Origin of the sequence: Thiocystis minor (assembly GCF_016653465.1) — a bacterium.
Lineage (GTDB): Bacteria > Pseudomonadota > Gammaproteobacteria > Chromatiales > Chromatiaceae > Chromatium > Chromatium minus.
Genome location: NZ_NHSQ01000063.1, coordinates 12189 through 35720 on the forward strand (window position 1 = coordinate 12189; position 23532 = coordinate 35720).

16 protein-coding genes are annotated in these 23532 nt (G+C 63.4%); 4 read left to right on the forward strand and 12 right to left on the reverse strand.

Features of this window, described 5'->3' with window-relative positions; translation table 11 throughout:
- Nucleotides 1–290: 290 nt before the first annotated feature.
- The 4 genes from CCR95_RS07170 to hisF form a co-directional block, all read right to left on the reverse strand.
- Nucleotides 291–5213, reverse strand: coding sequence for a 2-oxoacid:acceptor oxidoreductase family protein (locus CCR95_RS07170; RefSeq protein ID WP_201093110.1), 4923 nt, complete (start codon nucleotides 5211–5213; stop codon nucleotides 291–293).
- Between the two features lie 197 nt (nucleotides 5214–5410).
- Nucleotides 5411–6277 carry an RnfABCDGE type electron transport complex subunit B gene (locus CCR95_RS07175; protein WP_201093111.1) on the reverse strand — a complete coding sequence of 289 codons (867 nt, stop codon included), beginning with the start codon at nucleotides 6275–6277 and terminating at the stop codon, nucleotides 5411–5413.
- A gap of 233 nt (nucleotides 6278–6510) precedes the next feature.
- The gene (locus CCR95_RS07180; RefSeq protein WP_201093112.1) at nucleotides 6511–7386 is read right to left on the reverse strand and encodes a COG3904 family protein; all 876 of its coding nucleotides are present in this window, start codon (nucleotides 7384–7386) and stop codon (nucleotides 6511–6513) included.
- Between the two features lie 25 nt (nucleotides 7387–7411).
- Entirely contained in the window at nucleotides 7412–9007 is a 1596-nt protein-coding gene (gene hisF / locus CCR95_RS07185; RefSeq protein WP_201093113.1) for an imidazole glycerol phosphate synthase subunit HisF, read from the reverse strand.
- Nucleotides 9008–9297: 290 nt separating this feature from the next.
- Here hisF and CCR95_RS07190 point away from each other — a divergent pair, with 290 nt between their 5' ends.
- From CCR95_RS07190 to CCR95_RS07205, 4 genes are all read left to right on the forward strand, one after another.
- The gene (locus tag CCR95_RS07190) at nucleotides 9298–10401 is read left to right on the forward strand and encodes a polyamine ABC transporter substrate-binding protein (protein WP_201093114.1); all 1104 of its coding nucleotides are present in this window, start codon (nucleotides 9298–9300) and stop codon (nucleotides 10399–10401) included.
- A gap of 168 nt (nucleotides 10402–10569) precedes the next feature.
- Nucleotides 10570–11718: an ABC transporter ATP-binding protein gene (locus tag CCR95_RS07195; protein ID WP_201093115.1), complete on the forward strand. Its 1149-nt coding sequence runs from the start codon at nucleotides 10570–10572 to the stop codon at nucleotides 11716–11718.
- A complete protein-coding gene (locus CCR95_RS07200) occupies nucleotides 11715–12623 on the forward strand; it encodes an ABC transporter permease subunit (RefSeq protein ID WP_201093117.1) in 909 nt (302 codons plus the stop codon). Before CCR95_RS07195 ends, CCR95_RS07200 begins: the two co-directional genes overlap by 4 nt.
- Complete coding sequence (locus tag CCR95_RS07205) at nucleotides 12620–13438, forward strand: ABC transporter permease subunit (protein WP_201093118.1); 819 nt, start codon at nucleotides 12620–12622, stop codon at nucleotides 13436–13438. Before CCR95_RS07200 ends, CCR95_RS07205 begins: the two co-directional genes overlap by 4 nt.
- Nucleotides 13439–13489: 51 nt before the next feature.
- Here the strand turns inward: CCR95_RS07205 and pnp are convergent, their stop codons facing one another.
- The 8 genes from pnp to CCR95_RS07245 form a co-directional block, all read right to left on the reverse strand.
- Nucleotides 13490–15586: a polyribonucleotide nucleotidyltransferase gene (gene pnp / locus CCR95_RS07210; protein ID WP_201093119.1), complete on the reverse strand. Its 2097-nt coding sequence runs from the start codon at nucleotides 15584–15586 to the stop codon at nucleotides 13490–13492.
- Between the two features lie 111 nt (nucleotides 15587–15697).
- Nucleotides 15698–15967 carry a 30S ribosomal protein S15 gene (rpsO, locus tag CCR95_RS07215; protein ID WP_014779461.1) on the reverse strand — a complete coding sequence of 90 codons (270 nt, stop codon included), beginning with the start codon at nucleotides 15965–15967 and terminating at the stop codon, nucleotides 15698–15700.
- A gap of 171 nt (nucleotides 15968–16138) precedes the next feature.
- A complete protein-coding gene (gene truB / locus CCR95_RS07220; protein WP_201093120.1) occupies nucleotides 16139–17056 on the reverse strand; it encodes a tRNA pseudouridine(55) synthase TruB in 918 nt (305 codons plus the stop codon).
- A 4-nt stretch (nucleotides 17057–17060) separates the two neighbouring features.
- Nucleotides 17061–17450, reverse strand: a complete 390-nt coding sequence (rbfA, locus tag CCR95_RS07225; protein WP_201093192.1) for a 30S ribosome-binding factor RbfA — start codon at nucleotides 17448–17450, stop codon at nucleotides 17061–17063.
- A 2-nt stretch (nucleotides 17451–17452) separates the two neighbouring features.
- Nucleotides 17453–20290 carry a translation initiation factor IF-2 gene (infB, locus tag CCR95_RS07230; RefSeq protein WP_201093121.1) on the reverse strand — a complete coding sequence of 946 codons (2838 nt, stop codon included), beginning with the start codon at nucleotides 20288–20290 and terminating at the stop codon, nucleotides 17453–17455.
- 18 nt (nucleotides 20291–20308) lie between these two features.
- A complete protein-coding gene (gene nusA / locus CCR95_RS07235; RefSeq protein WP_201093122.1) occupies nucleotides 20309–21811 on the reverse strand; it encodes a transcription termination factor NusA in 1503 nt (500 codons plus the stop codon).
- A gap of 33 nt (nucleotides 21812–21844) precedes the next feature.
- Nucleotides 21845–22339 carry a ribosome maturation factor RimP gene (rimP, locus tag CCR95_RS07240; RefSeq protein ID WP_201093124.1) on the reverse strand — a complete coding sequence of 165 codons (495 nt, stop codon included), beginning with the start codon at nucleotides 22337–22339 and terminating at the stop codon, nucleotides 21845–21847.
- A gap of 380 nt (nucleotides 22340–22719) precedes the next feature.
- Nucleotides 22720–23493, reverse strand: coding sequence for a hypothetical protein (locus tag CCR95_RS07245; RefSeq protein WP_201093126.1), 774 nt, complete (start codon nucleotides 23491–23493; stop codon nucleotides 22720–22722).
- Nucleotides 23494–23532: the final 39 nt, after the last annotated feature.

A 23532-nucleotide genomic window follows, 5' to 3' on the forward strand; every position in this document is an offset into this window, starting at 1 on the left:
CAATATTTGTTGTCAGTGGGCAGTTTTCAGTGATCAGTAGACGGTCGTCAGACGCTAGCCAGCCCACCACGGATGAAAACGCATTGCCGTTCAGGATCTTCTTCTCGTTCCCACGCTCCGCGTGGGAATGCAGTCGCACCGCTCCAGCGGTGAGTAACGTCATGGCTTGGCCACGCGACACGATGCTGGAGCGTCGCAACTTGCTCCCACGCCAGAGCGTGGGAGCCAGAAAGACAAGGCATGCCTTGTCTCTACGATCCAACCCCATCCGAATTGCAGCGCAATTCGGATTATTGGTATTTCTCGGCCCGCTTGATCAGCTTGTCCACGCCGGCCTCGGACGGATTGAAGGGCGTGCCGGGATGGATACAGCCGGCGGTGCACTTCTCGGCGGCCTTGACGATGTCCTTGAAGGGACCGGCCTTGGGATCGAGCACCTCGACCTTCTTGTCGCTGTTGTACTTGAAGATCTTGGGGTTGATGTTGACGCACTCGTCGCAGGCGGTGCATTCGGGGGTCTCGATCCAGACCGCCTCCCAGCCGTTCGCCGCGCCGTTTCCGGAGCCATTGGCGCCGGCGTGGGCCGCGCCGTTGCCGCCCGACCCGTTGCCGCCAGTCCAGGCCCCGAGCGCCCCGGCATCGCCACCCGCCATGGCCAGCAGACTAAGGGTCAGCTTCTGCGCCATCTCGGCCTTGGCCGCGTTGCGCACCTGCTCGACATCGACCTTGTTCAGCTCGCCGCAGATCCCGCGCAACTGGGTCCAGAAATCGCGCCGTTCCTCGCAACTGGTCACCAGCTCCTGCGCGACCAGCACCCGCATCAGACGATTCTTGCCGTCGACGCCCCAGATGTAGGGGAAGAGCCCGTCGCGTCCATCGGCGTCCAGTTCCAGGAACTCGGCCAGCGGGATCATGGAATCGTTCCAGGTCTCTGGCGGCGCCTTGCGGAAGTGCTTACGGAAGCGGCCCTCGATCATGGCGAAATCGGCGAAGGTGAAGGGCACCTCCATCGCAGCGGGATTGCCCTTCTCGTCGGTGTAGTTCAGCGTCCAGATGATCCAGTCCTGGTCGATGTTCGGATTGCCCTCGATCGAACAGCATTCCTCGAAGCTGGCGCCCAGATCCGGGTTATAGGTGAACAGCGGATAGGCGCGCGATTCCACCGCCATGCGGGCATGCTTGTTCGACATGTCGTCGCCGATGCCGTGCTCGGGCTGACAGGAGGTGTAAACGGTGAACAGTGCCGGGCGGCGCGCGTTCAGACCGTCGATATAACCCTCCAGCAGATGCGTCAGATGCGAAGCGGAGCTGGTCAGCACATAGCTGGTCCGGTGCGCCATGCCGATCAGACCCATCTCCTTGCGGATCTCGGTCTTGCCCTTCCACTGCTTGCCATAGGGAGCCATGTCCGCGACCTGGCCGATGAAGCCCGAGGTACAGGACTGACCGCCGGTGTTGGAATAGGACTGGGTGTCGAGCACCAGGATCTTGACCGGATGACCGGACATGAGCGCGCGCGACAGGTTCTGGAAGCCGATGTCATACATGGCCCCGTCGCCGCCGACCGCGACCACTGGCGGACAGAGACGCCATTCCTCGTCGCTGAAGTTTTTCCAGCCGTAGTAGGTCAGGTTGGATTGCGGATCGGCCGGGTTGAACTTGCCTTCCAGTTCCAGACGCGCCTGACGGATCGCCTTGAAACCCTCGCCCATCTTGCGCATGTGGCCCTCGAACAGTCCGAGTGCCATGGAAGGCGCGTCCTGGAACAGGTTATTGGTCCAGGGGAAGGGATAGGGGTTGTAGGGGAAGGTCGCGCCCCACACCGAGGTGCAGCCGGTCGAATTGACGATGCCCATCGCGGTGCGTGGCTGGCTGGAGTTGTACTGCGCCTTGAGATGACGCAGCTTGTCGAGCAGCCCGGTGACCCATTTGAGCCAGTCGGGATCGACCGGCTGGGCGCGCTTGTCCCGCAGTTCGGCTGACAAGTCGGTCAGGGTCAGATCGCCGTCCTTGTGGGTCTCGACCGCCCTGGCGATCGCGGCCGAGTTGGACAGATCCATGCTGGCGGCGAGCTTGAGCCGGACGTGGGTCTCTAGCCGGTTGATCAGATCGTCGATCTCGGCCAGATGGCGCTTGACGCGCGGCTGCATCAGGGCGGTCACGGTGGCGGTGAAGAGATGGATCGCGGTCTTCTCGCCGCAGCCCATGCAGGAACCGTCGCCCGAGACCATCGACTGATAGTTGCTCTTGTCGAGCAGCAGGGTTTCGAGCGCGCCGACCTTGTCGTCCAGATCCTCGATGCGGATGAAGTCCGGATCGGTGGTGGGCAGGTCGAGCCACATCCCCCAGCGCGCCTGCAACTGCTGGATGCTCGCGTCGGTCTGGGGCTCGTCGATCAGGGCGCCGTCGCCGCAGACCTCGATGCACTCCATGCAGCCCTTACAGGTGTAAGGGTTGACGGTGATGCTAAACAAGCCGCCGCTGCCCTTTTGCTTCTTCTCGCGATTGGTCCAGTAGGGCTTGGTGATGGCGAACTGGTAGTCGCCGAGCGACTCCATCAGCAGGCCAAATTCTTTCTCCGCGATCGCCTTCTGTTCGGGCTCGCCAGCGAAGGCGGCCAGGGTTTCGAGCATGGCCTGATCGATCAGCAGGCGCAGATCGGCGGACTCGCCAGCGCCCTCGACCAGCTCGCGCAGACGCTTCTCGACGTTGCGAGTCTCGCGGCGCAGATGCTGGGTCGGCATGCCGCGCTCGACGCGCGCGATGGCGGCGGCGAAGACATCCGAAACCTTGTTGACCAGACCCGGAATGGCGCTGTCCGGGCAGACCGAGAAACAGTTGCCGCAGGCGGTACAGTTCTCCGGGACATACTTCGGATAGGAAAAGCGGATCTGGGTCATGTCGCGATAGACGCCCGTGGAGGCGGGCATGATCGACAGCGCCATGTGCGGATCGGCCAGATTGTCGCTGCCACGTCCGGTGGCGTAGAAGGCGCCGGTCTGTTCCCAGAAACGATGCACGTCGGTCAGGCCGCCGTCGCCCTCGGGCAGCGCTTTCAGCATGACCGGCAGACCGACTTCCTTGCGCGGGATGAGCTGACCGCCGGCCACGATCTTATCGGTGATCTCGACGATCTCATCGAAACCGCGGCGCACGATGCGCAGGTTGTCCTGCACCACGCGCTCGCCCTTGCCGCCGAACTTGGCGCGGATCTGCTCCTCCATGGCCGAGAACAGCCCGGCCTCGGTGAGACCGGCGCGCTCCATCAGGGGCGAGGCGGCGAAGAAAGCACCCTGGAAGGCGTTGCCCTGCATGCGGAACTGCAACTCGGGATCGGAGGCTTCCTCACGGGCGATCTTGAAGCCGTCGAGATAGAAGACGCGGATCTCGCGCTCGATCATGAAGCGGCGCGCGGCGGGCGGGAAGCTCATCCACACCTGCTCGGCGTTCTCCAGACTGGACTGGACGACGAAAGCGCCGCCGCGATCCAGCCCGGACAGCGGGTTGGAATGGGTGAAGACGTTGGGGTCCGGGCTCAGGACCACGTCGACATAGGTGTATTCGCAGTTGAGCCGGATCGGCTCGGGCGCTGCGGACAGGAAATAGGTGGTCGGCTGACCCTTCTTCTCCGAGCCGTATTTGGGGTTGGCGCGGATGTCGAAGCCCAGCAGATCATAGAGGGTCATCGCCAGGTTCTTGCCGGTGGTCACCGCGCCCCAGCCGCCGACCGAGTGCATGCGCACCGTGACCGCGCCCTTGGGCAGCAGGTTGGGGTTCTCGCTGCCGCGCAGCGACAGCTCCTGGACGCGTGGATAGGCGTCCTTCAGCGCCTGGAGCCGGATCTCGTCCTTCGGGTCGAGCGCCTCGCGCATGAAGTCGATCGAGAGGTAGTAGAACTTGCGCCGCGTGCCCTCGGGCAGCATGTTCTCGACCGCCGCGATCAGCCCCTCGGGCTGGAGGTCGCGTGAACCCAGGCCATAACAGCCGGAATAGAGTCGCGGCATGTCGCCCGCTTTATAGGTCGCATAGGCGGGATACGGCAGATCTTCGCCCTTGCAGATCATGCCGTTTTCCAGACACTTGGAGAGCGCCGCGCGGATCTCGCGCATGATGGGCAGATCCTCGGCCAGCGGCTGGTCGGTGCGCTCCAGGATGGCGACGCCCTTCCTGCCCTGCAGCAGACGCCCGATCAGATCGCCGGGGAAGGGACGGAACATGGTCAGATTGACCACGCCGACCTTGAGCTTGCGGGTCGCACGCAGATAATCGGCGACCGCCTCGGCCTGGGTGACCATGCTGCCCTGCCCGACGATCACATAGTCGGCGTCATCCAGATTGTAGCCGCTGGCCCGCTGGTAGCGCCGCCCGGTGAGCGCGTAATACTCGTCCATCGCCTGGTCGGCGATGGCCTCGATATGGTCGAAGAAATAGGGCCGCTGGGCCGCGACCGCCTGCATGTAGGCGTCCTGATTCTGCACCGGGCCGGAAGTGGCCGGGTTGTCCACGTCCCACACCAGCGGCACGCGCCGGCGGGTCGGGCCATGGATCAGACGCTGGGCCGGAGTCGGGCACTCGATGATGTCGTCCGGACGCCCGCAGAATTCCTCGATCAGCGCCCGCTCGGGCACCATCAGCGGTTCGATCAGATGGGTGGTCAGGAAGCCGTCCTGCCCGACCACGGCGGGCGTCAGCGTGAGTTCCGCGATCTTGCGCGCGATCAGATTGAGATCAGCCGCTTCCTGGGCGCTCTTGCCGAAGACCTGGAAGAAACCGGTGTCGTCGATGCAGTGATAATCGTCGTGGGCGCAGTGAACGTTCAGCGACGCCTTGGTGATGGCGCGCGAACCGATATGCAGCACATAGGGCAGACGCTTGCCGACCGCCGCGTAGAGCGACTCGTGCATGAAGGCCACGCCCTGGGCGGACGAGAAATTGACCGCGCGCAGACCGGTCATGGACATGCCGGCGGTGACGGCGGCGGCGGCATGCTCGGATTCGGGTTCGACGAAGATCAGCGGGTTGCCCGAGATGTTCAGATGTCCCTTGGCGACTTCCTCGGCCCAGTACTCGCCCATCTGGGTCGAGGGCGTGATCGGATAGGAGCCAGCCGCGTCGGACGCCTCGCGCTCGCCGAGGATCACGGCGCTATTGCCGTCCATCGCCATGCGGGTGCCGGGATATTTGAACTGCTTGTCGTCTTTCTTTCCGAACATGGGACTTCTCTCGTGGTGAACCGCCAAAGCCGACCCCGAACCGCACGGGCGCGGGGAACGCTAAAGGGGTGTTGTTCTAATTGGATTCGATACAGCGAGCGGGCGATCGGGAGTTGTCAGTTGTCGGTTGTCAGGTGTCAGCAAGAGACTGGGCAGAATCACTACTGAAAACTGACAACTGACAACTGACAACTGACTCAAACGACTGGCAGCGCCCCCTTGCGCAAGACCTTGCGAGCATCCCGACCCTTGACGACCCGTCCGTCTGCCTCCAGCCAGACGATGGCGCCAGTCGGGCAGCGTTCGATGGCGACCGTGGATGCCAGCGAATTCTTGCTGTAGTCGATCACGGCCAGGTTATTCTGGATGTCGATCAAGCCTTCCGGCGAGTCCTGGACGCAGCGCCCGCAGGCGGTGCAGGCGACCTCGCAGTGATGTTCCGCCTCGTCGCCGAATTCCAGATTCATGCAGGCGACCCAGAGACGGTGGCTCACCGGGTGCAGGCTGAAGAGATCCTTCGGGCAGACCGTCACGCAATCGCCGCAGGCGGTGCACTGGTCCTCGATGACGACCGGGATGCCCTGCTTATTCATAAAGAGCGCATCGAAGTCGCAGACCTGCTCGCAGTCGCCGAAACCGAGACAACCCCAGGAACAGCCGCGCCCGCCACCGGCGACCAGCGCGGCGGCGCGGCAGGAAGGAAGTCCGGTGTAATTGGCGCGCACATAGGCGACATTGCCTCCGCCGTCGCAGGCCAGCCGCGCCACCCGTTTCTCGCTGGCTCCCAGGTCGACGCCCAGGAAGTCGGCGATGATCTGATTCATCGACTTGGAGTTGACCGTGCATCGACCCGGCTCGGTCTCGCCCTTGACCAACTGTTCCGCGAACGGACGGCAGCCTGCCGTGCCGCAGGCGCCGCAATTAGCCATGGGCAACAGTCCTTCGACCTGATCGATCCGGGGGTCTTCAAAGACAAACAGCCGTTTGTTCGCCAACACCAGCAAGACGGCGAGGATCAGACCGAGCGCGGTCATGAAACCGACGGCAGTGAGAATGATTGCCATAGACTGCGAATCCCGCACAAGGGCGGTCGGGGAAGCACAGCGCCGGAATCGGAGAACCGCTCGCCAGGCTTCGGGATGGCTGGTGGAGAGACCAGATCGGTCGACGCAGGATCGACACCTGGGGCCACCAAAATATTGAAGGAAGTTTACGGATTTATGATCTATTTAGATTCGTAATTATATAAATCGTTACTATTGAAATTGACAGAAGAGTTTGATTCCGATTATTTTTATCACTGAAAACCGTCGACCACACCGGTCACGAGATCGGTCGCGAGCGCATCGGACAAGGGAATCAGCAGAATTTTGTCGTTCGGCACCGAGGCGGCCACGATCGCCATCTCGGCGTCGACCCCCATCTCGCGCAGATAGCGGGCCGAATCGGCCACATAGAGTTGCCCGCCCTCGTGACTGCTATAGAGATGCGGAACCTTACTCTGATGCACCCCGAGCCGGGCGTCGCGGGTGACAAGCCGCTCGGCGCCCCCCGCCAGCACATCGACACAGGCGGAGGTGCAGACCCGGTCGACCGCCGTGCGCAGACCGTTCGCGCGCAGCCAGCGTCCCAGCTTGCGCGCCTCGTGCACCGAACCGCCCGGACTATTGATGACCAGACCGATCGCCCGGCGCTGGCGCAACTCGGCCATGACACGCTCCGCGAAACCCTCGCTCATCTCGACATCATCGATACGCAGCCAGACCGTGCGCAGTTGGCCATCCGGCTCGAAGCGCACCAGCGCGGAGGCCATCCCGATGTCATCGGCGAGACGCCGGCAGGCATCGGCGGCCAGCGCGACCAGAACCGGCCCGAGGGCCTGATACTCCTGAATCAAGCGATTGGAGCGCGCGACAATGGCGTCCACCGCCACGCCGTAGCGATCCGCGGCGACGATCACGGTCGCGTCCGACACGGCCACGTCGTTCGTCTGCCCGACCCGCAGCAGATGGCAGGCCGCGAGGGTCGACAGCAGTTCATCGCGATCGATCCCCGCGGGCGCCGGAGCCACAGCCAGTGCTGCCGGCGCGGGTGCGTCCCGGCGATCAAGCGCGCAGCCGGACAGGGCGAACAGCAGCGCGAGCGCTCCCACCGTGACGACGCGTCTCGACATAGGCCCCGTTCCTGGAAAAAAGCCGCTACGCCCGCGTCTCGATCCCCTGCTCGCGCAGATAGGATTTGACGGCCTGAATCGGCACCTCGCGCCGGTGGAAGATGCCGGCGGCCAAGGCCGCCTCGACGCCGGTCGCGGCGAAGACCTCGGCGAAATGCTCCACGCAGCCGGCCCCGCTGGAGGCGATCACCGGAATGCTCACGGCCGCGCGAACCGCGCCGATCAGTTCCAGATCGAACCCGGCCCCGCTGCCGTCGCGGTCGATGGAGTTCAGCAGGATCTCCCCGGCGCCCAGCGCCTCGCAGATGCAGGCCAGTTCGACCGCGTCGACATCGCGCCCCTCGCGCCCGCCCTTGATCGTGCATTGAAACCAGCAATAGCGCTCGCCATGGGGTCCGGGCGTCGCCGTTTCGACAGTCTGGTGGCGCGTCTCGTCCGGCGAACGGACATAGACGCGACGCGGGTCGATCGAGATCACTACGGCCTGATTGCCGTAGACGCGGGCGATCTCCTCGATGGCGCTGGTCCCGTCCCCGCAACCGCGCTCCAGATAGCGCTCGACGGTCGCGACGGCGTCCGAGCCGATGGAAATCTTGTCGGCCCCGGAGCGGAAATACTCGTCGGCCACGTCCAGGGCCGAATACGACTTGCCGCTGGCGTCGGTGAAGGCGCGGATGCCGCCGCCGATGGTCAGCGGTACGAACACACGTTCGGAGGTGCGCCGCAGCACCTCCAGCATGGGCTGATCGGCGAGCGGGAAATCGCGAAAGGCGGTGATGTTGAGGAAGGTGATCTCGTCGGCGCCTTCCTCGTAATAGCGCTGGGCCAGTTCGACCGGCTTGCCGAGATTGCGGACCTCGCCGGACTCGCGCACGTCGTATTGATCGCCCTTGGTCACGACCAGATCGCCGGCATCGTTCGCGCGCACGTCCAGACAGGCGATGACGCGCTTGGCGAAATGGGTCGGGGCATCGGCCGGGCGCGGCGACCAGCCGGCGACCGGCGCGCCGCCCGCGTCGGCGGCGAGAAAATGCTGGAGCAGCCGCAGTCCGGCCGCGCCGCTTTTTTCCGGATGGAACTGGACGGCGGCGACCCGCCCGCGCTGTACCGCGCTCAGGAAGGGACTGCCGTAATCGGTGGTCGCGAGTCGCCAGTCCGCATTGTCGGGACTTGGCTCGGCGCGATAGGAATGCACGAAATAGAGCTTTTCGCCGGCATAGTCGGCGAACAGGGGCGATTCGCGCTCCACCCGCGCGTCGTTCCAGCCCATGTGCGGGACCGACAGATGGCTCGCATCGAAGCGGCGGATGCGGCCGGGTATCAGCCCAAGACCCGCCACGCCGGGCGACTCCTCGCTGCCCTCGAAGAGCGCCTGCAAGCCGATGCAGATGCCGAGAAAGGGTCGGCCGGCGGCCAGATACTCCTTCAGCGGCTCGACATACCCGAGCCGATGCAGCCGCTCCATCGCCGCGCCGAAGGCGCCGACGCCAGGAAAGATTAGCCGCTCGGCCTGGAGGATATCCTCGGGGCGTTCGATCTCGGTGAGCGAGAAGCCAAGGGCATGAATGGCGTTGCGCAGACTGCGGACATTGCCCGCGCCATAGTCCAGGAGCGAAATCATAGGTCGAATCCGAATGGGGTTGGATCGGTGCGCGGCGCGGCGCATCCGATCGGCCGTGTGACAGGGATTGAGCGTTGCGGGTTAGTTTAGCGCCAAGCGGTCGGGCGGTTCAGTCTTTCCGATCCGGCGCGCGCGCCGTGAACCGCCTCCGGTCGCCTTCCGGGATTGTCGGTCGGGATAGGCATCATGAAGTCGTCATGCGCGCGTCACCTGGAATGCAGTAGGATTACACCCCTTGCGATCCAGATCGCCAACCGATCCATCCGCTGTTCCACTTGAGGGCAAACCAAATGCACAGGATCCTTTCAGGCGTTCGCCTGCTCATTCCGCTCTGCCTGCTGTCCGTCATCGCCGTCGGCCACGCCGAGGAACAGGTCCATCTCTATAACTGGAGCGATTATTTCGCCGAGGACACCCTGTCCGGCTTCCAGGAAAGGACCGGGATCCGGCCGGTGCTGGATGTCTACGATGCCAACGATGTGCTGGAGGCCAAGCTCTTCGCCGGCAGCAGCGGTTATGACCTGATCTTCCCCACCGCGCGGCCCTTCGCGGCACGACATATCAAGGCGGGGCTGTATCTGCCGCTCGATAAGTCCAAGCTGCCTGGTTTGGACAAGCTCGATTCCGACATCATGACTAGTCTGGCCGCGATCGACCCGGACAACGCCCATCTGGTGCCCTATATGTGGGGCACGTCGGGGCTCGGGCTGAATCTGGAGAAGGTGAAGGCCGCGCTGGGCGAGGACGCGGAACTGGACACTTGGGGTCTGATCTTCGACCCCGAGAAGGCCGCCAAGCTCGCCGGTTGCGGCATCAGCCTGCTCGACGATCCCACCGAAGTCTTCTCGGCCGCGCTGGTCTATCTGGGCAAGGATCCGAACAGCCTCGACAAAGCCGACCTGGATGCCGCAGCGGCGCTAATCAAGGCCGTGCATCCGCACATCCGCTATTTCCATTCCTCGCAGTACATCAGCGACCTGGCCAATGGCGATCTTTGCGTCGCTCACGGCTATTCGGGGGATGTTCTGCAGGCTCGGGAACGCGCCGAGGAGGCGGGCAAGGGTGTCGAGGTCGGCTATCGGATTCCGCGCGAGGGCGCGGCACTCTGGACCGATGTCATGGCGATCCCCAAGGACGCGCCCAATCCGACGGCAGCCCATGCCTTCATCGCCTATCTGCTCGATCCCAAGGTGATCGCGGCGGCATCCGATTATGTCTTTTACGCCAACCCCAATCTGGCGGCGACCCCGCTGATCGACGGCGACCTGCGCGGTAATCCGGGCATCTATCCGCCCGCCGAGGTCAAACAGCGACTCTTCGTGCCCGCCGAGCGCGGCGACGCCGAGATCCGCAACCTGAACCGGCTCTGGACCCGGCTCAAGACCAACCGCTAAACCGCGCCCAGCGCAACAGGCGACGTTTTTGATTGAATCGGCCTTGGCGGTCTCGGCAACGGTTGGAGCTGGCGCGGTTTAACGATTCAATTGACCACATGTCGATTCGAAGCCTTTTGTTGGGGCGTGGATTTTCCGGAAACTACTTTATTTCAGGCACTTGACCGCATGGCCACCATCGCCGAACGCCGTCTCTCCGCGCCTCGTCTCGAACCCTGGCAGGATCCCAAGGCCGCGCCCTATGTGCACATCGAACGGGTCACCAAGAAGTTCGGCGATGTCTACGCGGTCGATGACCTGAGTCTGGACATTTTCCAGGGCGAGTTCTTTTCGCTGCTGGGCAGTTCCGGCTGCGGCAAGTCGACCCTGCTGCGACTGCTGGCGGGGCTGGAATATCCCAGCGCCGGGCGGATCTTCATCGACGGCGTCGATGTGACGAACGTCCCGCCCTATTCGCGCCCCGTCAACATGATGTTCCAGTCCTACGCGCTCTTCCCGCACATGAGCGTGGAACAGAACGTGGAGTTCGGACTCAAGCAGGATCGCCTGCCGCGCCGGGAACGCGCCGAGCGGGTGGGCGAAATGCTCGATCTGCTCAAAATCTCCGAGCTGCGCAGGCGCCGGCCAGAACAACTCTCCGGCGGTCAGCGCCAGCGCGTGGCGCTGGCGCGCAGTCTCGCCAAGCATCCCAAACTGCTGCTGCTCGACGAACCGCTCGGGGCGCTCGACAAGCGGCTGCGCGAGAACACCCAGTTCGAGCTGGTCAACCTTCAGGAACGTCTCGGTATCACCTTCGTGACCGTCACCCACGATCAGGAAGAGGCCATGACCATGTCGACCCGAATCGCGATCATGGACGCCGGTCAGATCATGCAACTGGACACCCCGACCGCGATCTACGAATTCCCGAGCTGCCGTTTCGTCGCCGAGTTCATCGGCTCGGTGAATCTGTTCGAGGGCAAGATCGTGTCGAGCGACGGCGACCGGGTCGTGGTGGATACCCGCCTTGGCCGCCCCATCCACATGCGCAGTTTTCTGCCGCATCCCATCGGCACGCCGGTCACGGTCGCGGTGCGCCCCGAAAAGATGCGTCTTTGCCAGGAATTCCGAGAGGATGGCGTCAATCAGCTCAAGGGCACGGTAGAAGACATCGCCTATCTGGGCGACGTGTCCATCTACCGGATCCGGGTCGGCGACGGTCAGTTGGTCGAGATGACCTTGACCAACATCCAGCCGCGCACCGAGCAGGCGCTGACCTGGGAGCAGGAAGTGGCGATCGAGTGGTCGCCGACCAGCGGCGTGGTGCTGACGGAATGACCGCACCGCCCACCCATTCGCACCGTCTGAGCCGCTTGGTCAACATCGGCATCCCCTATCTCTGGCTGGGACTGTTCTTCCTGCTGCCCTTCGCGATCGTGCTGCGGATCACCATCGCCGAGCCCGCTCTCGCGCAGCCGCCCTATACCGCGCTGTGGGAATGGGTCGGGGACGGCATGCTCCAGATTCAGGTCAATCTGCAAAATTTCATCCTGATCTGGGAGGACGACATCTATCTGGCGGCCCTGCTGAACTCGCTGTGGGTCGCCTTCATCTGCACGGTCTTCTGTCTGCTGCTGGGGTATCCGATGGCCTATGCCATCGCCACCGCCCCCGAGCGGCGGCGGATGATCCTGCTGATGCTGATCATCCTGCCCTTCTGGACCTCGTTTCTGATCCGCGTCTATGCCTGGATCGGCATTCTCAAGACCAACGGACTCCTGAACAATTTTCTGCTCTGGACCGGTCTCATCGACACGCCGCTGCACATCCTGCACACCCAGAGCGCGGTCTATATCGGCGTGGTCTATTCCTACCTGCCCTTCATGATTCTGCCGCTCTACGCCAACCTGACCCGTCTCGATCCCACCTTGCTGGAGGCCGCCGCGGATCTTGGCTGCCGCCCCTTCCGAGCCTTTCTCCGGGTCACGCTGCCACTCTCGATGGCCGGCATCGTCGCGGGTAGCATGCTGGTTTTCATCCCGGTGGTGGGCGAGTTCGTGATCCCCGACCTGCTCGGCAGTCCGGGAAGCCTGATGGTCGGAAAGCTGCTGTGGACGGAGTTTTTCTCCAATAAGGACTGGCCGCTGGCCGCGTCGCTGGCGATCCTGCTGCTCGCCCTGTTGGTCGTGCCCTTCGTGCTGATGCAGCGTCTGCAAACGCGCATCGAGGAGGGTCCGGCATGAAGCGTCGCTCCTGGCCACTGCTCGGCGTACTGGCCTTCGGCTACGCCTTCCTCTATGTGCCGATCCTGCTGCTGATCCTCTATTCCTTCAACGAATCCAGACTCGTCACCGTCTGGTCGGGGTTCTCCTTCAAGTGGTACGGCGAACTGCTGCACAACCGTCAATTGCTGGACGCCGCCTGGCTCAGCGTGCGCATCGCCGCCGTCAACGCCACGGTCGCCATGATTCTGGGCACCCTGGCGGCCAATGCGCTGACCCGCCATGGCCGTTTTCGCGGACGCACCGGCTTTGAACTGCTGCTGACCGCGCCGCTGGTGATGCCGGATGTCATCATCGGACTCTCGCTGCTGCTGCTCTTCGTGGCCATGCAGCAGACCATCGGCTGGCCGGACGGGCGCGGTTTCACCACCATCGCCATCGCCCACATCACCTTCAGCATGGCCTATGTCACGGTCGTGGTGCGCTCGCGTCTGGCGCGCATGGACGCCTCGCTCGAAGAGGCGGCGATGGATCTGGGCGCCCGTCCGCTCACGGTCTATCTGCGCATCACCCTACCGCTGATCGCGCCGGCGCTGCTCTCCGGCTGGCTGCTGGCCTTCACGCTCTCGCTCGACGATCTGGTCATCGCGAGTTTCGTCTCCGGCCCCGGCTCCACCACGCTCCCCATGGTGGTCTATTCCAGCGTGCGCATGGGCGTTTCACCCCAGATCAACGCGCTCGCGACCCTAATCGTGGCCATCGTGGCGCTGGCGGTGATCGTCGCGGGCTGGACGATGCGGCAGAAACCCGATCGAGCGCAAAAACGCGGCGCATGAAAAAGGGGCCATCAGGCCCCTTATCTTCAACCAGCAATTGGCGAATCTGGATTATTCGCCCGGCTCGATCGCCTTCATGCTTAGACGAATCCGACCCTGCTTGTCGACTTCCAGCACCTTGACCCGCACCTGATCGCCTTCCTTGAGCTTGTCGCTGACCGACTGGACGCGCTCCTCGCAGATCTGCGAGATGTGCACCAGACCGTCGCGGCCCGGCAGGATGGTGACGAAGGCGCCGAAGTCCATCAGACGCGCGACCTTGCCCTCGTAGATCTTGCCCACTTCAACGTCGGCGGTGATCAGACGGATGCGCTTCTTGGCCTCTTCGCCGGCGGATTTCTCCACCGAGAAGATCTTGACCACGCCGTCGTCGTTGATGTCGATGGTGGCGCCGGTCTCCTCGGTGATCGAGCGGATCACGGCGCCGCCCTTGCCGATGACATCGCGGATCTTCTCGGGATGGATCTTGAACTCGATGATGCGCGGGGCATGCTCGGACATCTCGGAGCGGTGCGCCTGGATGACCTTGGCCATCTCGCCGAGGATGTGCAGCCGTCCGTCCTTGGCCTGAGCGAGCGCGGTCTCCATGATCTCTTTGGTGATGCCCTGGATCTTGATGTCCATCTGCAGCGCGTTGATGCCCGCGACGGTTCCGGCGACCTTGAAATCCATGTCGCCCAGATGATCCTCGTCACCCATGATGTCGGTGAGGACGGCAAACTGGTCGCCTTCCTTGATCAGACCCATGGCGACACCCGCCACCGGCGCCTTGATCGGGACGCCCGCGTCCATCAGCGCCAGACTGGTGCCGCAGACGCTGGCCATCGAGCTGGAGCCGTTGGACTCGGTGATTTCCGAAACCACGCGCACCGAGTAGGGGAATTCCTCGATGCTCGGCATGACGGCCAGGATGCCGCGCTTGGCGAGACGCCCGTGACCGATCTCGCGCCGCTTGGGCGAACCGACCCGTCCGGTCTCGCCCACGCAGAAGGGCGGAAAGTTGTAGTGCAGCATGAAATGCTCGCGTCGCTCACCTTCGAGTGCGTCGATGATCTGCGAATCGCGCTCGGTGCCGAGGGTGGTGATGACCATCGCCTGGGTCTCGCCACGGGTGAAGAGCGCCGAGCCGTGGGTGCGTGGCAGGACGCCGGTGCGGATGGTGATCGGGCGCACGGTCTTGCCGTCGCGGCCGTCGATGCGCGGATTGCCGGCCAGAATGGACCCGCGCACCGTGGTGCTTTCAAGTTGCTCGATCGCCGTCCTGACCTGTGCCTCGGTCCATTTGGGCGCCTCGCCGACCAGCATATCGAGCGCTGCCGCGCGCGCCGCGTCGAGTGCCGCGTAACGCACCTGCTTTTCGCGGATCCGGTAGGCCGTGGCGATCGGCTCGCCGCAGGCATTCGCGACGGCGTCCGCTAACTCCTGGTTGGGTTCCGGCGGGGTCCAGGGTAATTCGGGCTTGTTGACCTCGGCGGCCAGTTCGCGGATGGCCTGGATGACGACCTGCATCTGCTCATGACCGAAGAGCACCGCCCCGAGCATGACTTCCTCGGACAGGCCGCGCGCCTCGGATTCGACCATCAGGACCGCCTGGTCGGTGCCGGCGACGATCAGATCCAGATCCGAATCCGGTCCAAGACCGATGACGGCCGGATTGAGAATGTACTCGCCGTTCTTGTAGCCAACCCGCGCCGCGCCGATCGGGCCATTGAAGGGCAGACCCGCGATCGAGAGCGCGGCGGAGGCGCCGATCAACGCCGGAACCTCGGGATTGACCGCCGGGTTCAGCGATTTGACCGTGGCGATGATCTGAACTTCGCGGGTGAAGCCCTCGGCGAACAGCGGACGGACCGGACGGTCGATCAGGCGCGAGGTGAGGATTTCGCCCTCGCTTGGGCGCCCCTCGCGGCGGAAGAAACCGCCGGGAATCCGGCCGGCGGCATAGGTCTTTTCCTGATAGTCGACAGTCAGAGGCAGAAAATCGCGGACCACGCCGGGGCGCTTGTCGACGACCACCGTCACCAACACCACGGTATCGTCGAGGTTGACCATGACGGCGCCGTCGGCCTGACGCGCGATCTCGCCGGTTTCCAGCCTGAGCGTCTGGTTGCCGAACTGCACTTGCTTCACGATGGGGGTGGGAATCACGAATATATCCTCGGGGTGTTTGGGCCGCGCAGCCCGCGGCCTCCGGACCGCGAGGAGCGGGCGAAGCGGGGGCGGAACCGCCCCCGTTCGCCGAGATCGGGGCTGATCGGGTTAGCGACGCAGACCCAGACGCGCGATGAGATCGCGGTAACGGTCGATATCCTTGCGTTTCAGGTAATCGAGCAGTTTCCGCCGCGCGTTGACCATGTGCACCAGACCACGGCGCGAATGATGATCGTGTTTGTGTTCCTTGAAGTGTCCGGTCAGCTGCAGAATTCGCGCCGTCAGCAGGGCGACCTGAACCTCGGGCGAACCGGTATCTCTCTCGGCGCGCGCATATTCGTCGACGATTTTCTTTTTTTCTACCGCGGTCATGGTCATTGGTTGTCTCCTAAATTCGTGGGGACGTTGAAAAAGGCCCGTATCCGGCGGTGACGACCGCCAAACCGATTTCCCCGACAATGACTTCAGGGGAATCTGGCCAGCTGAAAATTCTGTGAATCCTGTCCATTTGAAGCGTTGATTCTGGTAAAAGCTTTCCCGGAAATCACCTCAAATGAGACGCTTTGGCTGCACCTTGCCGTCTTCGAGGATGGTGCCGACACCGACGAAATGGGACGAGGCATCATAGAGACGCACCAATCCCTCGGTCGGCGCCTGAGGAATCAGCACCGCCTGACCCTGCCCCAGATAGAATGCCGCGTCGGCCGAGAGCTTCACCGCAGGCCAGTGACCGAGCGCGCTGTCGAGCGGAAGCAGCAGTGCATCCAGGCGTTGCGGCGTCTCGTCCTCGGACATGCTCTCGACCTGATCGAGCGTGACGAAAGGCGCGGCGGGCTCGGCATAGGGGCCGACGCCGGTGCGCCTGAGTTGGCTCACATAGCCGCCACACCCCAGTTCGCGGCCGATCTCTTCGGCCAGGGTACGCACATAGGTTCCCTTGGAACAATGCACGTCGAGTTCGATCTCGGGCAGTTCGAAGGACAGCAGATCCAGGGAGAAGATCTCGATCCGGCGCGTCTGGCGCTCCACTTCCACGCCCTGACGCGCCAGCTTGTAAAGCCGTTGGCCCTGATGCTTGACCGCCGAATACATGGGCGGCATCTGGTCGATCCCACCTAGAAAGCCCCGCAGGACTTCCCGCACACGCGTTTCGTCGACCCCGACCACCGGGCGCGTCTCGACCACCTCGCCCTCGGCATCGGCCGTGGTGGTGGTCACGCCGAGACGCACGCGGACGCGATAGCGCTTGTCCGCGTCGAGCAGGAAGGCGGAAAACTTGGTCGCATCGCCCAGACAACAAGGCAGCAGCCCCGTCGCGAGCGGATCCAGACTGCCGGTATGACCGGCCTTGGCGGCCTGATAAAAGCGTTTGACGCGCTGTAGCGCGTCATTCGAGGACAGGCCAAGCGGCTTGTCCAACAAGAGAATTCCGGTGACATTGCGCCCCGAACTACGGCGACGTCCCATCAATTTAATGCTCCTGGTCCGTGGCTTGACGATCGTCGGGAGACGCTTGCGCGACGGCCTCGTCAATCAGCGAGGACAAACGCTCGCCATAGCCGATCGAGGTATCGAAGACGAAATGCAACTGCGGAATGGTGCGCAGACGCACCTCCCGAGCGATCGCATGACGCAGAAATCCGGACAGCGGGCCATTGAGCAGACGCTCCTGGGTCGGCGCGTCCTCGTCGGTCGGGAAGCAGGTGAAGAAGACCTTGGCATGCGCCAGATCCCGCGTCACCCGCACCTCATGCACCGTGATGTTGCCAAGCCGGGGATCCCGGACCTGATCGCGCACCGCCACCGCCAGCACCCGCTTCAACTCGGCACCGATGCGTTCGGTGCGATCGAATTCCTTCACATTCACAGCACGCGCGCTCGCTCGGTGCGCTCGAAGACCTCGATCTGGTCGCCGGGCTGCACATCGTTATAGTTCTTCACGCCAATGCCGCACTCGATGCCCGCCTTGACCTCGCTGACATCGTCCTTGAAGCGGCGCAGCGACTCCAGCGCGCCCTCGTAGACCACGACGTTCTGGCGCAGCACTCGAATGGGACTGTTGCGACGGATCGCGCCCTCGGTGACCAGACAGCCGGCAATGGCGCCGAACTTGGAGGACCGGAACACGTCGCGCACCTCGGCCAGACCGATGATCTCCTCGGTGACGATCGGACTCAGGAGCCCGGAAATCGCCTTCTTCACGTCATCGATCAGTTCGTAGATGATGCTGTAATAGCGTAGATCGAGTCCCTTCTCGTCCACCACGCGGCGGGCGGCGGCATCGGCGCGGACGTTGAAGCCGAGAATGATGGCGCTGGAACTCACCGCGAGATTGGCGTCGGATTCGGTGATTCCACCGACGCCGGAGGCCACGATGGACAGCTTGACCTCGTCGTTGGCGAGTTTCAGCAGGCTGTCCTTGAGGGCCTCCAGACTGCCCTGAACGTCGGCCTTGATGATAAGATTGACGCTCTTCTGCTCGCCGTCCTTGAGCTGGGAGAAGAGTTGATCGAGACTCACGCCGCGCTGTTCGTCGAAACGGCTCTGGCGCGAGCGCGCCGAGCGGAATTCGGCAACCTCGCGGGCACGCCGCTCGTCGCTCACCGTCATCACGTCGTCGCCGGCCTTGGGCGTGCCCGAGAGTCCGAGCACCTGCACCGGGATGGACGGGCCAGCGGATTCGACCGGCGCGCCGGCCTCGTCGAACATGGCCCGCACCCGACCGTACTCGCCGCCGCTGACGATGATGTCGCCACGGCGCAGGGTGCCGGTCTGCACCAGCACCGTCGCGACCGGCCCGCGTCCCTTGTCGAGACTGGATTCGACGATCGCGCCACGCGCGGGTCCGTCCACCGGCGCCTTGAGTTCGAGCACCTCGGCCTGGAGCAGGATGGCGTCGAGCAGTTCGTCGATGCCGACCCCGGTCTTGGCGGAGACCTTCACCATCATGGTGTCGCCGCCCCACTCCTCGACCAAGACCTCGTGCTGGGTCAGTTCCTGCATGACCTTGTCCGGATTGGCGTCCGGCTTGTCCATCTTGTTGAGCGCGACGATCAGCGGCGCCTTGGCGGCGCGTGCATGCTGGATGGCCTCGACGGTCTGCGGCATCACGCCATCGTCGGCGGCCACGACCAGGATCACGATATCCGTGACCTTGGCGCCGCGCGCGCGCATGGCCGAGAAGGCCGCATGGCCAGGCGTGTCCAGGAAGGACACCGTGCCCTTGGCGGTTTCGACATGGTAGGCGCCGATATGCTGGGTGATGCCGCCGGCCTCGCCGGAGGCCACCCGCGTGCGTCGGATGTAGTCGAGCAGCGAGGTCTTGCCGTGGTCGACGTGACCCATGATGGTGACCACCGGCGGACGCGCAACGGACTCGGCCTGTCCTTCCTGCTCCTGAACTTCATCGAGCAGGGTGTTTTCAGCGTCGCGCATGTCGGCGATCACCGGCTTATGGCCCAGTTCCTCGACGACGATCGACGCGGTATCGCGATCCAGGGCTTGATTGATGGTGACCATCATGCCCTGCTTGAACAATTCCTTGATGACCACGGAGACCTTGACCGACATCCGGCTGGCCAGTTCGCCCACCGAGATCAGCTCAGGGATCTCAACCTCGTGAATCACGGGCGTGGTGGGGCGCTGAAAGACATGCTTGTCCTGGAGTTCCGGCTTGGTCTTTTTCCGGCGGCGCAAGCCCCGACTGGTCCCGGCACCGCTCTCGACCTCTTCATAATCGGTTCTGGGGGTCACGATTTGTTCGCGAGTGCGAGTTGAATCCTTGCGCACCGCTTTCTTGACGGCCCGATCTTTTTCTTCGGGTTCCGCAGTCTTCTTGACGCCGCCCTTTTTGGGCTTTGCCGCTTCGACGCGACGCGCAACGGCAGGAGCTGACGCCGGGGGGCGGGCGGGCGGCGGCCTCTTGACCTCGCTTTCCACAACGACCGGCTCCGGCTCCTGAAGCGCTTCAAGCGCTTGGCGGGCAGCCTCGGCCTCGGCCTCGATCAACGCCAGACGCTCGGCTTCGATCCGCGCGGCATCTTCCGCGCGCCGACGCTCGTCTTCCGCAAGACGACGCTCCTCGTCCGCGGCACGCCGGCGGATCGCCTCCTCGCGAGCACGCAATTCTTGATCTTCCTGATCGGCCAGGCGCCGCGCTTCCTGCTCGGCGCGCAAAGACTGGAGTTCGGTACGGCGTCGCACCTCGTCGTAAACCGGCGCTTTAGGCGCCGCGCGCTCTCGTGCGGGACGCGGACGTTCGACAGGGGGGCGACGCGGAGGAGCGGCCGATACTGGCGGGGGCGGTGTCGCGGGCGTGGCAGAGGGTGCCGGCGCGGACGGTGTCTCGTCGCCGCGCTTGACATAGGTGCGCTTGCGACGCACCTCGACACTCACGGTCTTGCCGCGCGCCGGTGGCGCGGGCCTAACGCCGGCGGTACTGCGGGGTACCGCAGTCACCTGACGCAATTCGCTGACCGATTTACGCTTGAGGGTAACCTGGCTCGGCGCCGCGCCGCCATCCTCCTCCCCATCCTTGCCATGGCTGCGGCGAAGATAGCCAAGGAGCTTAACTTTCTCCTGTTCCGTCAAGGTAGCGTCGGCGCCGCTGGCGCTGATGCCCGCCTCGTTCAATTGGGTAAGGAGTCGCTCGACCGGAATACCGACCGTGGAGGCGAGTTGCTTGACCGTGACTTCACTCATGGACTGACCTTTAAACCTCTATTCCTCTGCGGCATCGGCGAACCAGTGTTCGCGTGCCTTCATGATCAAGCGCCCCGCCCGCTCTTCGTCCATGCCCTCGATTTCCATAAGTTCGTCGACTGACTGCTCGGCGAGATCATCCAGGGTGGCGATACCTAAGGCGGCCAACGCATCGGCGAGCGTTTCGTCCATGCCTTCCAGCGACAGAAGATCGTCGCCCGCTTCCGGACCGGCGTCCTCTTCCGAGGCAATGGCACGCGTCAACAGGACGTCATTCGCGCGCTCACGCAACATATCGATCGTGTCATCGTCGAATTCGTCGATGGCCTGCATCTCGGCGAGCGGCACGTAGGCCACTTCATCGACACTCGTAAATCCTTCCTCGACCAGCACCGCGGCGATGCTTTCATCGACCCCTAATTGGATCACGAAGTTCTGCACGGAACGCTGGGCCTCCTGCTCGCTTTTAACCGCCGCGTCCTGCTCGTTCATCACGTTCAGCTCCCAACCGGTCAACTGGGTGGCGAGACGCACGTTCTGACCGAAGCGACCGATGGCCTGGGCCAGGTTTTCCTCCTTGACGGCGACATCCATGCTGCGCGCTTCCTCGTCGATGACGATCGAGACGACATCCGCGGGCGACATGGCATTGATGACGAACTGCGCCGGATTGTCGTCCCATAGGATGATATCGACCCGTTCGCCATTCAGCTCGTTGGAGACGGCCTGAACGCGCGCGCCGCGCATGCCGACACAGGCGCCGACCGGATCGATCCGTGGGTCCGTGGTCCGCACCGCGATCTTGGCCCGCGAGCCGGGATCGCGCGCCGCGCCCAGGATCTGAATCAGACCCTCGCCGACCTCGGGAACCTCCAGCTTGAAGAGTTCGATCAGTAGCTCCGGCGCCGTGCGGCTCACGAAGAGTTGCGGACCCTTGAGCTCGGAACGCACATCGTAGAGATAGCCGCGCATCCGATCCCCGGAACGCACGGACTCTCGTGGTATCAGATGGTCGCGGGGAATCAACGCCTCGGCGTTATTGCCCAGGTCGAGCAGAATGGAGCCGCGCTCGGCTTTTTTGACGATGCCGGTGACCAACTGCCCCTTGCGCTCGACAAAATTCGCGACGACTTTGGCGCGCTCGGCGTCTCGCACCTTCTGGACAATGACTTGCTTGGCCGTCTGAGCGGCGATGCGCCCGAAAAGCACCGACTCGATTTCTTCCTCGATGAAGTCGCCCACTTCAAGCTGCGGTTCAAGAATGGCGGCGGCGGACTCCGTGATCTGGCGGGATGGCGCCTCCAGCACGCCCTGTTCCGGATCCGGGACGATCTCCCAGCGACGAAAGGTATTGTAGTCGCCGGTTTTACGGTCGATGACCACGCGGACGTCGATATCGCCGCCATGTTTCTTGCGGGTCGCCGATGCCAAAGCCGCCTCGATCGCCTCGAAGATCACATCCTCGGAGACGTCCTTTTCGTTGGAAACGGCTTCGACGACCAGTAGAATTTCTTTGCTCATGCTACCTGTATCCAACTCAGCGCTTGCGACCCATCAATCGTCATCATTGCGTGCCGTCTCGCCCGAGGCTCGAAATTCGTAGACGAGACGAGCGGACTCCACATCATCGAGCGGAATCTCCCAAAGACGATCGTCGGCATCCAGCTTAATCGTTCCGGCATCGAAACCTAGCAGCATGCCTTCCAGCCTGCGGCGCCCCTCCAGCTTTTCAGCCAGGCGAATTCTGACGCGACGACCCGCGAAACGTTGGAAATGCTCGGGAAAGACCAGCGGCCGATCGATACCGGGCGAGGACACCTCCAGATCGTAGTGACCGGGGAGAGGATCCTCGACATCCAGGACGCCGCTCAACTGGTGACTGACCGCGGTGCAGTCATCCAGCGTGATGCCCCGCTCGTGATCGATGTAGATCCGCAGCGTGGCGCCACTGGCGCCGTGCGGGAAAAATTCCACGCCCACGAGTTCATACCCCATGGGCTCCACAACCCCGCGCGCCAATTTGGTAATACTGCTGTCTGCCGACTGCATAATCCGCCCTTCAGAAACAAAAATTGGGCCATTGGCCCAACCTCATTACCGCACCACAGCGATCTTAGATCAGCCCATGGCGCCATATTTGAGAGCGACAAAAAAACCCCGTAACGGGGCCTTATGGACGGCGTATGTGGGTAGTGACTAAAACCGCCTTCTCCTTAAGCACTGGGAGTCTATCCGCTCTTACCACAAAGCGCAAGGCTGGATGCGCGAAGCTCCCGCCGCCTGCATCCGACCGCTGCATCGAATTACGCATGGATAGCGATGCAGAATAAGCCGGATTGCTGCTTGTCCGCGTTTCCGGTGACTGCACGAAAAGCATTCCCGGCGGCACGGCGCGACGACCAGAGTGTCCGTCGCGCCGGCGATTGGCCTCAGCGTTGTGGGGCGGCGGCTCCGGACCCGTAACCAGATGGATAGCCGGGGTAGCCATAAGGTCCAGCGACAGGCGCCGAACTTCTCATGCCCTCCCAGTACTGGCGCATCCGCTCGTCGGCCTCGCGGCGCATGGCTGCGTATTCAGCCCGCATCTGCGCCTGCTGTCGCTCCATTGCCTCCCAATCGTAAGGAGCCTGCCGAACCGAAGGCGAGGGGTTTTCGGGCGCCATCCTCGGAGGCATAGCCCAAGCTGGGGGGGCGGACTGCACGGACGCCGGCATGGGCGGCGGCGCCACGGCGCGCGGCGTCTGCTGATCCAGGACCGGAACCTGAGGTTGCGCAACGCTCTTCTGCGGAACGGCGGCCGGCGGCGTCATGGGCTCTGTGTTCATCAACGATTTCGCGAAGACGGCTGACTCCGCGTCATTGACCGGCTGGGACTCCTGGATCTGTGTCGTCTCATGCAGGGCCTTGGGGGTCTCAGGAGCCATGGAGCCGGAATGTTCGGCGACCGGGCTCTGCTCAACAGGGCTCGCCATGACCTGACTTTCCGTCACGGGAACCGACTTGGATTCCGAGCCTGGCAAGGCGGAAATCGGGATTGGGCTCAGTTGAGCGATTTTCTCCAGAAGAGAGACAGAGGAACCACCTTCCTGCTGATCGATCGAACTCAGATAGAGGTAGCCAAAGGCGATCACAACTCCCCAAAGGATCAATTTCGGCAACCAGCCGAAAACCGAACGGGAAGCGGTAGTTTCCGAGTCAGCCATGCTTATTACTCCTCAAAGTAGTCAAATGTGATGAATAAA

Excerpts from the sequence above, each read along its gene's own strand:
- CCR95_RS07200 (WP_201093117.1), top strand. The coding sequence starts at position 11,715 with ATGACCGCACCGCCCACCCATTCGCACCGTCTGAGCCGCTTGGTCAAC.
- CCR95_RS07190 (WP_201093114.1), top strand. The coding sequence starts at position 9,298 with ATGCACAGGATCCTTTCAGGCGTTCGCCTGCTCATTCCGCTCTGCCTG.
- rimP (WP_201093124.1), bottom strand. The coding sequence starts at position 22,339 with ATGCAGTCGGCAGACAGCAGTATTACCAAATTGGCGCGCGGGGTTGTG.
- CCR95_RS07245 (WP_201093126.1), bottom strand. The coding sequence starts at position 23,493 with ATGGCTGACTCGGAAACTACCGCTTCCCGTTCGGTTTTCGGCTGGTTG.
- CCR95_RS07175 (WP_201093111.1), bottom strand. The coding sequence starts at position 6,277 with ATGGCAATCATTCTCACTGCCGTCGGTTTCATGACCGCGCTCGGTCTG.
- hisF (WP_201093113.1), bottom strand. The coding sequence starts at position 9,007 with ATGATTTCGCTCCTGGACTATGGCGCGGGCAATGTCCGCAGTCTGCGC.
- rpsO (WP_014779461.1), bottom strand. The coding sequence starts at position 15,967 with ATGACCATGACCGCGGTAGAAAAAAAGAAAATCGTCGACGAATATGCG.
- CCR95_RS07195 (WP_201093115.1), top strand. The coding sequence starts at position 10,570 with ATGGCCACCATCGCCGAACGCCGTCTCTCCGCGCCTCGTCTCGAACCC.
- truB (WP_201093120.1), bottom strand. The coding sequence starts at position 17,056 with ATGGGACGTCGCCGTAGTTCGGGGCGCAATGTCACCGGAATTCTCTTG.
- infB (WP_201093121.1), bottom strand. The coding sequence starts at position 20,290 with ATGAGTGAAGTCACGGTCAAGCAACTCGCCTCCACGGTCGGTATTCCG.
- CCR95_RS07205 (WP_201093118.1), top strand. The coding sequence starts at position 12,620 with ATGAAGCGTCGCTCCTGGCCACTGCTCGGCGTACTGGCCTTCGGCTAC.
- CCR95_RS07180 (WP_201093112.1), bottom strand. The coding sequence starts at position 7,386 with ATGTCGAGACGCGTCGTCACGGTGGGAGCGCTCGCGCTGCTGTTCGCC.
- nusA (WP_201093122.1), bottom strand. The coding sequence starts at position 21,811 with ATGAGCAAAGAAATTCTACTGGTCGTCGAAGCCGTTTCCAACGAAAAG.
- CCR95_RS07170 (WP_201093110.1), bottom strand. The coding sequence starts at position 5,213 with ATGTTCGGAAAGAAAGACGACAAGCAGTTCAAATATCCCGGCACCCGC.